The sequence below is a fragment of the Pseudomonas sp. AAC genome, assembly GCF_000725445.1.
Classification (GTDB): Bacteria; Pseudomonadota; Gammaproteobacteria; order Pseudomonadales; family Pseudomonadaceae; genus Pseudomonas; species Pseudomonas citronellolis.
Genome location: NZ_KL647094.1, coordinates 339,469 through 352,531 on the forward strand (window position 1 = coordinate 339,469; position 13,063 = coordinate 352,531).

The 13,063-nt window shown below is 65.6% G+C and carries 14 protein-coding genes; 7 read left to right on the forward strand and 7 right to left on the reverse strand.

Features of this window, described 5'->3' with window-relative positions:
- Position 1: 1 nt before the first annotated feature.
- From sdhA to sdhC, 3 genes are read right to left on the reverse strand one after another with little or no spacing between them, the layout of a single operon-like run.
- Positions 2 to 1,774: a succinate dehydrogenase flavoprotein subunit gene (sdhA, locus tag FG99_RS01245; RefSeq protein WP_043266732.1), complete on the reverse strand. Its 1,773-nt coding sequence runs from the start codon at positions 1,772 to 1,774 to the stop codon at positions 2 to 4.
- Positions 1,775 to 1,777: 3 nt separating this feature from the next.
- Positions 1,778 to 2,146, reverse strand: coding sequence for a succinate dehydrogenase, hydrophobic membrane anchor protein (sdhD, locus tag FG99_RS01250; RefSeq protein WP_009619375.1), 369 nt, complete (start codon positions 2,144 to 2,146; stop codon positions 1,778 to 1,780).
- Complete coding sequence (gene sdhC / locus FG99_RS01255) at positions 2,140 to 2,526, reverse strand: succinate dehydrogenase, cytochrome b556 subunit (RefSeq protein ID WP_009619374.1); 387 nt, start codon at positions 2,524 to 2,526, stop codon at positions 2,140 to 2,142. The genes sdhD and sdhC overlap by 7 nt, the downstream gene beginning before the upstream one ends.
- A gap of 356 nt (positions 2,527 to 2,882) precedes the next feature.
- Here sdhC and gltA point away from each other — a divergent pair, with 356 nt between their 5' ends.
- The gene (gene gltA, locus FG99_RS01260) at positions 2,883 to 4,169 is read left to right on the forward strand and encodes a citrate synthase (protein WP_009619373.1); all 1,287 of its coding nucleotides are present in this window, start codon (positions 2,883 to 2,885) and stop codon (positions 4,167 to 4,169) included.
- Between the two features lie 799 nt (positions 4,170 to 4,968).
- On the opposite strand, the gene FG99_RS01265 is transcribed toward gltA, so the two are convergent.
- Together FG99_RS01265 and FG99_RS01270 are read right to left on the reverse strand one after the other, a co-directional pair.
- A complete protein-coding gene (locus tag FG99_RS01265; protein ID WP_009619372.1) occupies positions 4,969 to 5,577 on the reverse strand; it encodes an START domain-containing protein in 609 nt (202 codons plus the stop codon).
- A gap of 136 nt (positions 5,578 to 5,713) precedes the next feature.
- Complete coding sequence (locus FG99_RS01270) at positions 5,714 to 5,968, reverse strand: YkgJ family cysteine cluster protein (protein ID WP_043266737.1); 255 nt, start codon at positions 5,966 to 5,968, stop codon at positions 5,714 to 5,716.
- Between the two features lie 174 nt (positions 5,969 to 6,142).
- On the opposite strand from FG99_RS01270, the gene FG99_RS01275 reads away from it, so the two are divergent.
- On the forward strand, positions 6,143 to 6,484 hold the full coding sequence (locus FG99_RS01275; protein ID WP_043266739.1) for a DMT family protein: 342 nt from the start codon (positions 6,143 to 6,145) through the stop codon (positions 6,482 to 6,484).
- Between the two features lies 1 nt (position 6,485).
- On the opposite strand, the gene FG99_RS01280 is transcribed toward FG99_RS01275, so the two are convergent.
- Positions 6,486 to 7,358 (reverse strand): NAD(P)-dependent oxidoreductase, encoded by an 873-nt coding sequence (locus tag FG99_RS01280; RefSeq protein WP_043266741.1) that lies wholly within the window; start codon positions 7,356 to 7,358, stop codon positions 6,486 to 6,488.
- Positions 7,359 to 7,490: 132 nt separating this feature from the next.
- Between FG99_RS01280 and FG99_RS01285 the strand changes: the two genes are divergently transcribed.
- Entirely contained in the window at positions 7,491 to 8,030 is a 540-nt protein-coding gene (locus FG99_RS01285; protein ID WP_009619365.1) for a 3'-5' exonuclease, read from the forward strand.
- 87 nt (positions 8,031 to 8,117) lie between these two features.
- Positions 8,118 to 8,399 carry a pyrimidine/purine nucleoside phosphorylase gene (locus FG99_RS01290; protein WP_043266742.1) on the forward strand — a complete coding sequence of 94 codons (282 nt, stop codon included), beginning with the start codon at positions 8,118 to 8,120 and terminating at the stop codon, positions 8,397 to 8,399.
- Positions 8,400 to 8,697: 298 nt separating this feature from the next.
- On the opposite strand, the gene FG99_RS01295 is transcribed toward FG99_RS01290, so the two are convergent.
- On the reverse strand, positions 8,698 to 9,705 hold the full coding sequence (locus FG99_RS01295) for an AraC family transcriptional regulator (protein WP_043266744.1): 1,008 nt from the start codon (positions 9,703 to 9,705) through the stop codon (positions 8,698 to 8,700).
- Positions 9,706 to 10,044: 339 nt separating this feature from the next.
- On the opposite strand from FG99_RS01295, the gene antA reads away from it, so the two are divergent.
- Genes antA through antC form a run of 3 tightly spaced genes read left to right on the forward strand, consistent with a single transcriptional unit; the run spans position 10,045 to position 12,954 of the window.
- Positions 10,045 to 11,439 (forward strand): anthranilate 1,2-dioxygenase large subunit, encoded by a 1,395-nt coding sequence (gene antA, locus FG99_RS01300; RefSeq protein WP_043266746.1) that lies wholly within the window; start codon positions 10,045 to 10,047, stop codon positions 11,437 to 11,439.
- On the forward strand, positions 11,436 to 11,927 hold the full coding sequence (antB, locus tag FG99_RS01305) for an anthranilate 1,2-dioxygenase small subunit (protein WP_009619357.1): 492 nt from the start codon (positions 11,436 to 11,438) through the stop codon (positions 11,925 to 11,927). The genes antA and antB overlap by 4 nt, the downstream gene beginning before the upstream one ends.
- 10 nt (positions 11,928 to 11,937) lie before the next feature.
- Positions 11,938 to 12,954 (forward strand): anthranilate 1,2-dioxygenase electron transfer component AntC, encoded by a 1,017-nt coding sequence (gene antC, locus FG99_RS01310; protein ID WP_043266748.1) that lies wholly within the window; start codon positions 11,938 to 11,940, stop codon positions 12,952 to 12,954.
- The last annotated feature ends 109 nt before the right edge of the window (positions 12,955 to 13,063 follow it).

Here is a 13,063-nt window from a genome sequence, read left to right on the forward strand (position 1 = left end):
CTTAGTAAGTACGAACCTTGGGTTCGAATGCCGGAACGGTCTTCGGCGCGAAGTTGACGGCACGCTTGGCAACGCGCTTCTCACCCGGGAAGTACAGGGTGTGGCACAGCCAGTTCTCGTCATCGCGCTCCTCGAAGTCTTCGCGGGCATGGGCGCCGCGGGACTCTTTGCGGTTTTCGGCCGCAATGGCGGTGGCTTCGGCCACCTCGAGGAGGTTCTGCAGTTCCAGCGCTTCGATGCGCGCCGTGTTGAAAGCCTGGCTCTTGTCGTTGATCTTGACGGTGGCGATACGCTCGCGCAGGTCAGCCAGTTGAGCGATACCCTTCTGCATGTATTCGCCGGTACGGAATACACCGAAGTAGTTCTGCATGCACTGCTGCAGTTCGCGCTTGAGCGGGGCGACTTCTTCGCCGCTGGTGCGCTCGTTCACGCCGTTCAGGCGCTTGAAGGAGGCTTCCAGGTCGGACTCGGAGGCACCGCGGTGCTCGATGCCCTCTTTCAGGGCCTTTTCCAGGTGCAGGCCGGTAGCGCGGCCGAAGACCACCAGGTCGAGCAGCGAGTTGCCGCCCAGGCGGTTGGCGCCGTGAACCGATACGCAGGCGACTTCGCCGACCGCGAACAGGCCTTCGACGATGGTGTCGTTGCCGTTGGCGTCCATGGTCAGGGCCTGGCCATGGATGTTGGTGGCGACGCCGCCCATCATGTAGTGGCAGGTCGGGATGACCGGGATCGGCGCGACCACCGGGTCGACGTGGGCGAAGGTCTTGGACAGCTCGCAGATGCCGGGCAGGCGGCTGTGCAGGACTTCCTCGCCGAGGTGGTCGAGCTTCAGCAGCACGTGGTCCTTGTTCGGGCCCACGCCGTTGCCGGCGATCACTTCCTTGACCATGGAGCGGGCGACCACGTCGCGGCCAGCCAGGTCCTTGGCGTTCGGCGCGTAACGCTCCATGAAGCGCTCGCCATGGGCGTTGATCAGGTAGCCGCCTTCACCGCGGCAGCCTTCGGTGACCAGTACACCGGCGCCGGCGATGCCGGTCGGGTGGAACTGCCACATCTCGATGTCCTGCACCGGTACGCCGGCGCGCAGGGCCATGCCCACGCCGTCGCCGGTATTGATCAGGGCGTTGGTGGTGGAGGCGTAGATGCGGCCTGCACCGCCGGTGGCCAGGACCACGGCCTTGGAGCGGATATAGATGGTGTCGCCGGTCTCGATGTCGATGGCGATGATGCCGACCACGTGGCCGTCCTGGTTCTTCACCAGGTCGACGGCGTACCACTCATTAAGGAAGGAGGTGCCGTTCTTCAGGTTGGCCTGGTACAGGGTGTGCAGCAGGGCGTGACCGGTACGGTCGGCCGCGGCGCAGGTACGGGCGGCCTGGCCACCCTTGCCGAAGTCCTTGGACTGGCCACCGAACGGACGCTGGTAGATGCGGCCCTGCTCGGTACGGGAGAACGGCAGGCCCATGTGTTCCAGCTCGAACACGGCTTCCGGGCCGACGGAGCACATGTATTCGATGGCGTCCTGGTCACCGATGTAGTCGGAGCCCTTGACGGTGTCGTACATGTGCCAGCGCCAGTCGTCGTTCGGGTCGGCCGAGGCGATGGCGCAGGTGATGCCGCCCTGGGCGGAAACGGTGTGCGAACGGGTCGGGAAGACCTTGGTCACCACGGCGGTCTTGTGACCACCCTGGGCCAGTTGCAGCGCGGCACGCATGCCGGCGCCGCCGCCACCCACGATGATGGCGTCGAAGGAGAGAGTGCGAATGCTTGCCATGGATCAGTTACCCCAGAGAATCTGCACACCCCAGACGAAGAATGCGAACATGGCCATGCCGCATACCGCCTGGACGAGGAAACGCACGATGGTCGCGGGCTTGCCCAGCGCCATCTGAGTCAGGTAGTCGGTGGTGATGGTCCACATGCCGACCCAGGCGTGCACGCTCAGGGCAACCAGCGTGAGAAGACTGAAGATCTTCATCAGGCCGTGGGAGAACAGACCATGCCACTCCTCGTAGGAGATGTTCGGGTGTGCGATCAGGTAACCCAGCAGGAAAAGCACATAAGCCGCGAGAACGACCGCAGAAACGCGTTGGGCCATCCAGTCGTAGAGGCCGGAACGCGAGAAGTTTGTGACGTTAGTTACCATACCCAGACCCCCGCCAGAACGATCAGCACCACGGCAATGGCGATGACGATTTTCGAACCACGCTTGCCACCTTCCAGCGTCTCGCCGATACCTGCGTCCATGACGAGGTGACGAATGCCGGCTACCAGGTGGTACAGCAGCGCGGAGAGCAGGCCCCAGATCACAAGCTTGGCCAACGGATGGGCCAGACACGCCTTCACCTGCTCGAAGCTGTCTTCCGATGCGAGGGACTTGTCGAGCGCGAACAGCAGCACGGCAATGCCCAGGAACAGGATGACGCCAGAGATGCGGTGGAGAATGGACGTGTAAGCAGTGACAGGGAGTTTGATGGTCCTTAGGTCTAGGTTTACAGGTCGTTTGCTATTCACGGCTTTTTTCACACTGAGAGCCCTTCGAACTGCAGGGCTAGTTGTCGGGAGGTGCACTTGTCAGGTACCCATCACCTTCGGGAGTGACAACCGCCTGTGGAGCGAGGCCTGGAGGGCCCCGGCGGCTGGTCGCCGAGTATAGACAGTTAGGCTCCTAATGACAACGGAATCGCCTTCGCCTAAGGACTTATTGCCGCACCCCCATAAAAGGCGTAAATAGGCGATTTTTTTCGCCAAAACAGGCAGTTGGAGGGGCTGTCCGCTACCGATTCTTGCAAATTGACAATCGGATTTATCTCTCTATAGTGGTGCGGGCCCTGCGTGGGGGGTCGTACAGATGATTTCAAGCATTAATAGGAGGCCTAATCATGGCTGACAAGAAAGCGCAGTTGATCATCGAGGGCGCAGCCCCCGTCGAACTGCCCGTCCTCTCCGGCACGCTGGGCCCCGATGTAGTGGATGTGCGGGGTCTGACCTCCACGGGCCACTTCACGTTCGATCCTGGCTTCATGTCCACCGCCTCCTGCGAGTCGAAGATCACTTATATCGACGGCGACAAGGGCGTGCTGCTGCACCGCGGCTATCCGATCGAGCAACTGGCCGAGAAATCCGACTACCTGGAAACCTGCTACCTGCTGCTCAAGGGCGAACTGCCCACCGCCGAGCAGAAGGAACAGTTCGTCGGCACCATCAAGAACCACACCATGGTTCACGAGCAGCTGAAGACCTTCTTCAACGGCTTCCGCCGCGATGCCCACCCGATGGCCATCATGTGCGGCGTGATCGGCGCCCTCTCCGCCTTCTACCACGACTCCCTGGACATCAATAATCCCAAGCATCGCGAGATTTCCGCGCATCGCCTGGTCGCCAAGATGCCGACCATCGCCGCCATGGTGTACAAGTACTCCATGGGTCAGCCGATGATGTATCCGCGCAACGACCTGAGCTACGCAGAAAACTTCCTGCACATGATGTTCAACACCCCCTGCGAGACCAAGCCGATCAGCCCCGTGCTGGCCAAGGCCATGGACCGCATCTTCATCCTGCACGCCGACCACGAGCAGAACGCCTCGACCTCGACCGTGCGCCTGGCCGGCTCCTCCGGCGCCAACCCGTTCGCCTGCATCGCCTCCGGCATCGCCGCCCTCTGGGGCCCGGCCCACGGTGGTGCGAACGAAGCGGTACTGCGCATGCTGGACGAGATCGGTGACGTTTCGAACATCGAGAAGTTCGTGGCCAAGGCCAAGGACAAGAACGATCCGTTCAAGCTGATGGGCTTCGGCCACCGCGTGTACAAGAACTTCGACCCGCGCGCCAAGGTCATGAAGCAGACCTGCGACGAGGTGCTCAGCGAGCTGGGCATCAACGATCCGCAGCTGGAACTGGCCATGAAGCTGGAAGAGATCGCCCGCCACGACCCCTACTTCGTGGAGCGCAACCTCTACCCGAACGTGGACTTCTACTCGGGCATCATCCTCAAGGCCATCGGCATCCCGACCAGCATGTTCACCGTGATCTTCGCCCTGGCGCGTACCGTGGGCTGGATCTCGCACTGGCAGGAAATGCTCTCCGGCCCGTACAAGATCGGCCGCCCGCGCCAGCTGTACACCGGCCACACCCAGCGCGATTTCGTCGAGCTCGGCGCTCGCAAGTAAGTTTCGCCGGGATACGGGAAAGGCTGCTTCGGCAGCCTTTTTTGTTGCCCTGCCCTCCTTTCTCACTCCGCAACTCAAACCTGTCATTCCGCGAACGCGGGACGCGGCTCCATCGCGAACAGCGCTTGCGCTGGCCCGACGGGGAATAACCCAGCTGCCTTGGCTTGGGTGTTTCTGCGCCGCTCCGAGTTTGCCCGACCGTCTTGTTTCGCCCCCTCGGGCGAGTCACTTCTTTCAAACGCCAAAGAAGTAACCAAGAAGGCTTGCCCCGACATACGGGCCCGACACAGTCGGGCTACCCTCACGAATTCCCCCGCCACGGAGGCCCGCCCCGAGGGTACGTCCCTGTAGCCCATCGGGGCTCTCGCGACATCCATGTCGCATGACCTCCTGAGCGCGGGTTTCGCTCGGCCTTCTGAAGGGGCACTCCGGTGCGCTCGGCTATTTCTCTGGAAGTCCAAGAGCAAACGCGCTTTTGCTTTTCGTAGGAGCGAGCTTGCTCGCGAACCGCCCGTCACTGGGTTATTCCCCTTCGGGCCAGCGCAAGCGCTGTTCGCGATGGAGCCGCGTCCCGCGTTCGCGGGAATGGCGAGGGGGAGTGAGGAGTATCAGGATGACTCTGGGCTTCCCGGCAGCTCAGGACAGCCCCCTCTCCCTTCAGGGAGAGGGGGTTGGGGAGAGGGCGCTCTTAACCCCAACTCCGCAGCCACCGGCAAACCCCATTCACGAGCGAGCCCTCTCCCCTCCCCCCAAACACAAAAAAAGGCCGCCCAGGCGGCCTTTTCCATAACGCCAAGCCTCAGCGCTTCTCGGCCGCCGCACGCAGCCCCTTCAGGGTATTCATCGGCGCATCCACCACGAAGCTGTTGGCCAGCCAGGACGGAATGCTGCCGCCCGGCTCGGTCTGCACCTGGTAGGTCACCTCGGTGACGCCCGCGCCCTTGGGCACCAGCTTCCACTCGCCGACCAGCTTGGGCACGCGGATCTCGCCCTTCTCTTCCGGGATGTAGGTCGGCTCGGCCTGCAGGTGGCGGATGAGGCCGCCGTCGGCGGTCTTCTCGGTGGTCACGTGGATCACCACGTCGCGGCCGGTCACGGGCCAGGGCATGTCGATCTTCGAGTAGGTCCAGGAATTGTCGCCCTCGCTCTTGAGCAGGCGCATCTCGGCGCAGGCATGGATCCACTTGCAGGAGCCCTTCACGTCTTCCTGCAGGGCGTTGATGCTGGCCACGTCGGCCTTGATGTCGACCACGCCGCGGTAGGCCTTGTACTTGGAGCCCGGGACGCTGCTCAGGTAGACCTTGACGCCGTCCTCGTCCTTGGCCAGTTGCCAGTCCTCGGCCATGGCGGCGCCGGAGGCGCCCAGCAGGGCGGCGCTCAACAGGGTCATACGCAGGATGCCACGCATCGTCATCTTCCTCTGGTTATTGTTGGTCTGGCCGGGCCGGCGAAGGGCCGTACCCGTTGCAAATCCGCGATCCTGAGCGGTTCGGCAGTCAGGATGGGCGCCAGTATGGCCCCTGGAAACGTGACTTCCAAGTCACTCAGGCGGCGGTGATCCGTTCCCATTCGGTGAGGATGTGCAGCGCCTCCTCGTTGCTGCTGCCGCAAGCCTCGGCGTCGGCGTCGAAGGCCGCGCACACCGCCGGGCGCTCGGGCCGGCCGAACAGGCGGCAGAGGTTGCGCTCGTCCAGTTGCACGCAGCGCACGCCCGCGGGCTTGCCGCCGGGCATGCCGGGGATGGGCGAGGAAATCGACGGCGCCACGCAGCAGGCGCCACAGCCGGCACGGCATTGCATCGTTGCTGGGCTCATAAAAAGGCACGGAGGAAGATCGCGCACCGCAGGGCCGGTGCGCGGCGCGAAGGATAAGCCCAGCGACGCCCGCCGCCAAGGGCCTTGCATCGCCCTCCCCCTTGGCGGCGCGAGCGCGGCGATTTAGGCTGGCGCCCTCCTCACCTCCGAGAGCTCCCCATGCCGGTCTGGGCCCAAACCGCCACCCTCCTGGCGTTCTCCAACCTGTTCATGACCTTCGCCTGGTACGGCCACCTGAAAACGCTGAACACCAAGCCCTGGATCATCGCCGCCCTGGTCAGCTGGGGCATCGCGCTGTTCGAGTACCTGCTGCAGGTGCCGGCCAACCGCATCGGCTATACCGCGCTGTCGGTGGGCCAGCTGAAGATCATGCAGGAGGTCATCACCCTGGCGGTGTTCGTGCCCTTCAGCGTGTTCTTCATGCAGCAGCCGCTGAAGCTGGACTACCTGTGGGCGGGCCTGTGCCTGATGGGCGCGGTCTACTTCATCTTCCGCAGCTGATTCACCCGCGCGGCTTCAGCCGGGTGATCAGGCTGGAAGTGTCCCAGCGCCCGCCGCCGGCGGCCTGCACCTCGGCATAGAACTGGTCGACCAGCGCCGTCACCGGCAATTGCGCGCCGTTGTGCCGCGCCTCGTCGAGCACGATGCCGAAGTCCTTGCGCATCCAGTCCACGGCGAAGCCGAAGTCGAAGCGCCCTTCCAGCATGCTCTTGTGGCGGTTCTCCATCTGCCAGGACTGCGCCGCGCCCTTGCTGATGACCTCGATGGCGGCCTCGCCGTCCAGCCCCGCGCACTGGGCGAAATGCAGGGCCTCGGACAAGCCCTGGAGCAGGCCGCCGATGCAGATCTGGTTGACCATCTTGGTCAGTTGCCCGGCGCCGCTGTGGCCCATCAGCCGGACCATCCGCGCATAGGCGGCGATCAGCGGCTCGGCGCGCCGGTAGAAGACCTCCTCGCCGCCCACCATCACCGTCAGCACGCCATTCTCGGCGCCGGCCTGGCCGCCGGACACCGGCGCATCGAGGAAGCCCAGCTCGCGCTCGGCGGCCTGCACCGCCAGCTCCCGGGCCACCGCCGCCGAGGCCGTGGTGTGGTCGACGAACACGCTGCCCGGCTGCATCCCGGCGAGGGCGCCGTCCGGCCCCAGCACCACGCTGCGCAGGTCGTCGTCGTTGCCCACGCAGCACATCACGAATTCCGCCTGCGCCGCAGCCTCGCGCGGCGTGGGCGCACTGCTGCCGCCGTGCTCGGCGACCCACTGCGCGGCGCGCGCCGGGGTACGGTTGTAGACGCAGACCTCATGCCCCTTGGCCTGCAGATGCCCGGCCATGGGATAGCCCATGACGCCCAGGCCGATGAACGCGACTTTCGCCATGGCTCGGTTCCCCTGTTGTCGATCGGGCTAGCCTAGCAGCGGTTTGCCGAGCCCCGAAAGGCCTTCCATACTGCATGCCAGGCACCGCGCACGCGGTCCGGACCGTCCCACTTCAGCGCACGAGCAGGCCCTATGCCCCACTGGCTGGTGATCGACCTGGAAGCCACCACCGAGGAAGGCGGCTGGCCGGTCGAGGAAATGGAGATCATCGAGATCGGCGCGAGCCTCGTGGCCGCCGCCGACGGCCGCGAGCTGGACCACTTCCAGCGCTTCGTGCGGCCACAGCGCCGCCCGCTGCTGACCAGCTTCTGCCGTGAACTCACCCACATCAGCCAGGCCGACGTCGACGGCGCCGCACCGCTCACCGAGGTCTGGCCGCAGTTCGAGCGCTGGCTCGCGCAGCACAGCCCGCGCCTGGCCGGCTGGGCCAGCTGGGGCGACTACGACCGCCGCCAGCTGGAACTGGAATGGCGCCAGCAGCACATCGACAGCCACCTCAGCCAGGTGCCGCACCTGAACCTCAAGCAGCGCTTCGCCCAGGCCCGCCAGCTCAAGCGCCCGGTGGGCCTGAACACCGCGCTGCAACTGGCCGGGCTGCACTTCCAGGGCCAGCAGCACCGCGCCCTGGAAGACGCGCGCAACACCGCCCGGCTGCTGCCGCTGGCGCTGTGACGGCCGCGTAGTGACGCTGCCCATCGCCTTGGGCATACTGGCGCTCCTTTTTTCGCCCTCCCTACCCCCTGTTGCAGGAGCAGCCCCATGTTCAAGGTCAACGAGTACTTCGACGGCACCGTCAAATCCATCGCCTTCGGCATGACCGAGGGCCCGGCCACCATCGGCGTGATGGCCCCCGGCGAGTACGAATTCGGCACCGCCCAGCTGGAGATCATGCACGTGGTCGCCGGCGCCCTGACCGTCAAGCTGCCGGGCAGCGACGAGTGGGAAACCTTCGCCGCCGGCAGCCAGTTCACCGTGCCGGGGAACAGCAAGTTCCAGCTGAAGGTTGCGGTGGAGACTGCTTACCTCTGCGAGTACCGCTGAGTTCGGGTGGTGTGGTGAAGAAACCGGCCTTTGGGGCCGGTTTTTTATTGGGTGGCTTGCGAAAGCAGTGGCGTAATGCCGAAGAGCGCCCTCTCCCTGAAGGGAGAGGGGACTGTCCTCTGCCAATCGAAGCATCAGCGCACTCCTGCAGTTTCCGGCTTAAGCCTGACTACCAGAGCACACCGAACGGCCCCCTCTCCCTTCAGGGCGGGGCGCGCAGCCGAGGGCTGGGGAGAGAGAGCGGAGTTACCCCAGGCGCCGGAGTAACCGGTAAGCACCATTCGCGAGCAAGCCCCTCCTACACGCCTCTCCCACCAAGCCTCTGCAACCGCTGCTGCGTTGCACTGGGCGTCTCCCCGAACAACTTGCGGTAATCCCCCGCAAAACGCCCCAGGTGAGCAAAGCCCCACCCCATCGCGATCTCGGAAATGCTGCGCGCCCCGCCCGCAAGAATGTCCTCGCGCACCCCATGCAGCCGGTAATGCTTCAGATAGGTCATGGGCGCACTGCCAAAGTACTTGCGAAACCCCTCGAACAGCTTGAACCGCGATACCCCGGCCGCCGCCTCCAGGTCATCCAGGCACAGGGCCTCGCGCGCATGGGCATGGATGTGCTCGCGGGCGCGCAGCAGGTAGTGCGGCACCTTCTCGGCCAGGCAGCGGCGCAGCGCCTCGCTGTAGTTGTTCGGCTGGGCGAGGATCAGCCCCTTGAGCAGCGCGCGCTCCAGGTCGCGGCTGAAGAAGGCCTGGCCGAACAGCTCGCTCAGCGCCATCTCCTCGTTCAGGTGGCGGACCATGCGCCACCAGGCGGCCGCCGCGCCGTCATGGGCGTCCATCTCCGGCTCGAACACCAGGGGCTGCTCGGCCGGGCGCTGGAGCATTTCCTCCAGGGTCCGGCGCATGGCCAGCAGCGGAATCACCACCTGCAGCTTGCGGCAGTCGCCGGTGATGTTCAGCTCCTGGCTCTGGTTGGGCGAGACGATCACCCCGCGCTGCGGGTTCGACTGCAGGTAGCGCCCGGCCACGCTCAGCTCCTGCTCGCCCACCAGCGGCAGGCTCAGGCTGTAGCTGTTGAAGCACTCGGTCTCGACGATGCCGATGGTCACCTCGGTGCCGTACTCGATGCAGCCCAGGGTGGTGGACATGCCCTTGAGCACGCTGCCGCTGTGCTGGAAGCGCACCGCCTCGGGGTGGCCGGCGTGCAGGCGGTGGGGCCCGCAGATGGCCGACATCCAGTTGCGGGCGGCGGCAAGGTCGAGGCGATCGGCGTGGATGTCACGGAAGTGACCGGGGTTCTTCGGATTCATCGCTGGGCACTCACGGCTTGTTCGGGGCGGCTCTGACGGCGCTTGCGCCCAGTGTGCAGCAAGACGCGTACCCGCGGGCCACGGATCGTCGGCAAAGCCTCAGTATGCGGATAGTGTTCGACCATTTTCCGGACCATTCGCACCCCGCCGGCGCCCCACCCGCCCCCTCCGCCGCCGCCCGGCGCAGCGCGGCTGGGCAGCTTCTACCCAGCCCCCGCACCGCGGTGTTACCCCGCCGCCGCCAATTTTGCGGATCGCCTTCCCCCACTGGGCGGATAGACCGCCATGGCGCGCCGGCCGTGAAATGGCGCCACCGATCCGCCCGATGGGACAACAACAATGAACGCACCAAGCAAGAGCCTTGCGCAGTGGCAGGACTACATCCGTGGCTGCCTGGATTTCCGCCCCGCCGAAGGGGTGTACCGCATCGCCCGGGACATGTTCACCGAGCCGGAACTGTTCGACCTGGAGATGGAGCTGATCTTCGAGAAGCAGTGGATCTACGCCTGCCACGAAAGCGAAATCCCCAATCCCAACGACTTCATCACCCTGCGCGCCGGGCGCCAGCCGATGATCGTCACCCGCGACGCCGGCGGCCAGTTGAACGCCCTGGTCAACGCCTGCCAGCACCGCGGCTCCACCCTCACCCGGGTGTGCAAGGGCAACCAGTCCACCTTCACCTGCCCCTTCCACGCCTGGTGCTACAAGAGCGACGGGCGCCTGGTGAAGATCAAGGCGCCCGGCGAATACCCGGCGGACTTCGACAAGGCCAGCCGCGGCCTGAAGAAGGCGCGCATCGACAGCTACAGGGGCTTCGTCTTTATCAGCCTGGACGCGAGCGCCACGGACAGCCTGGAAGACTTCCTCGGCGATGCGAAAGTGTTCTTCGACATGATGGTGGCGCAGTCCCCCACCGGCGAGCTGGAAGTGCTGCCGGGCCGCTCCGCCTACACCTTCGAGGGCAACTGGAAGCTGCAGAACGAGAACGGCCTGGACGGCTATCACGTCAGCACCGTGCACTACAACTACGTGGCCACCGTGCAGCACCGCCAGCAGGTCAACGTGGAGAACGGCACGGCCAGCGGCACCCTGGACTACAGCAAGCTCGGCGCCGGCGACGCGCAGACCGACGACGGCTGGTTCAGCTTCCGCAACGGCCACAGCGTGCTGTTCAGCGACATGCCCAACCCCGCCGTGCGCCCCGGCTACGCCAGCGTGATGCCGCGCCTGGTAGAGGAACACGGCCAGGCCAGGGCCGAGTGGATGATGCACCGCCTGCGCAACCTGAACATCTACCCCAGCCTGTTCTTCATGGACCAGATCAGCTCGCAGCTGCGCATCGTCCGCCCCATCGCCTGGAACCGGACCGAAGTCATCAGCCAGTGCATCGGCGTGAAGGGCGAGTCCGACCAGGACCGCGAGAACCGCATCCGCCAGTTCGAGGACTTCTTCAACGTCTCCGGCATGGGCACCCCGGACGACCTGGTGGAATTCCGCGAGCAGCAGCGCGGTTTCCAGGGCCGCCTGGAGCGCTGGAGCGACATCTCCCGCGGCCACGGCAAATGGGTCGGGGGCCCGACGCCGAACAGCCAGACGCTGGGCATCGCCCCGGTGCTCACCGGCACCGAGATCACCCACGAAGGCCTCTACGTCAACCAGCACCAGCACTGGCAGCGCTTCCTCCTCGACGGCCTGGAACGCAAGGCCCTGCAGCCCAAGGAGGTGCAGGCATGAACGCGCAACTGCAATACCGGGTGGAACAGTTCCTCTACCGCAACGCCGAGGCCTGCGACGCCCAGGACTGGGACGCCTACCTCGACATGTTCAGCGAGGACAGCGAGTTCCACGTCCCGCAGTGGGATTCCGAGCACGTCTACACCACCGACCCGAAGCGCGGCATGTCGCTGATCTACTACCCCAGCCGCGCCGGCCTGGAGGACCGGGTGTTCCGCATCCGCACCGGCAAGGCCGCCTCGACCATCCCCATGCCGCGCACCCTGCATGGCATCGACAACGTGCGCATCCGCGAACTGGACGGCGGCGAGCTGGAGGTGCGGGCCAACTGGCACACACTGTTCTACCGCCTGGAGACGCCCGGGCAGTTCTTCGGCCACGCCACCTACCGCCTGCGCCCCCATGGCGAGAGCTGGCTGATCGCCCGCAAGCACGTGCTGCTGCTCAACGACCGCATCGATTCGGTGCTCGACTTCTACCACCTGTGAGGATGGCCCGATGAACCACAAGGTCGCCTTCAGCTTCGCCGACGGCAAGACGCTGTTCTTCCCCGTGCAGGGCAACGAAATCCTGCTCGACGCGGCGCTGCGCAACGGCATCAAGATCCCCCTGGACTGCCGCGAAGGCGTCTGCGGCACCTGCATGGGCCGCTGCGAATCCGGCAGCTACGCGATGGACTACGCCGACGAGGAAACCCTCTCCGCCGAGGACCTGGCCCAGCGCAAGATCCTCAGCTGCCAGACCCGCGTGCAGTCCGACGCCGCGTTCTACTTCGACTTCGACTCCAGCCTGTGCAGCGCCGCCGGCCCGGCCAGCCACCGCGGCGTGGTCAGCGGCGTCGAGCAGGTCTCGGCGAGCACCGCCATCCTGCGCCTGCAGGTCGAAGGCCCGGCGCTGGACTACCTGCCCGGCCAGTACGCGCGCCTGCGCGTGCCGGGCACGGACGCGGTGCGCTCCTACTCCTTCGCCAACCGGCCCAACGCGCAGAACCAGCTGCAGTTCCTCATCCGCCTGCTGCCCGACGGCGCCATGAGCGACTACATCCGCGAGCGCTGCCAGCCGGGCGACGAAATCCGCTTCGAGGCGCCGCTGGGCGCCTTCTACCTGCGCCACGTCGAACGCCCGCTGCTGCTGGTGGCCGGCGGCACCGGGCTGTCGGCCTTCCTCGGCATGCTCGACGAACTGGCCGAGGCCGGCGGCTGCGGCCAGCCGGTGCACCTGTACTACGGCGTGCGCCAGGCGGCGGACCTCTGCGAGCTGGAGCGCATCGCAGCCTACGCCGAGCGCATCCCGGGCTTCGCCTTCACCCCGGTGATCAGCGATGACGCCGGCTGGGATGGAAAGCGCGGCTACGTCACCGAGCACTTCGACGCCGCGGCCCTGCGCGATGTGCCCTTCGACATGTACCTGTGCGGCCCGCCGCCGATGGTCGAGTCGGTGAAGGAATGGTTGCAGGCGCAGGGCCTGGAGAACGGCCGGCTGTATCTGGAGAAATTCACCCAGAGCAACAATTGATCCCACAAACACCGCGGGTGGGCTGGGCGTAGGGCGAATAACCGTTCGCGGTTATCCGCCGTTGTCCCGAAACACCGCGGCCCTGCATTGTTTGGTAGGAGCGCGCCCT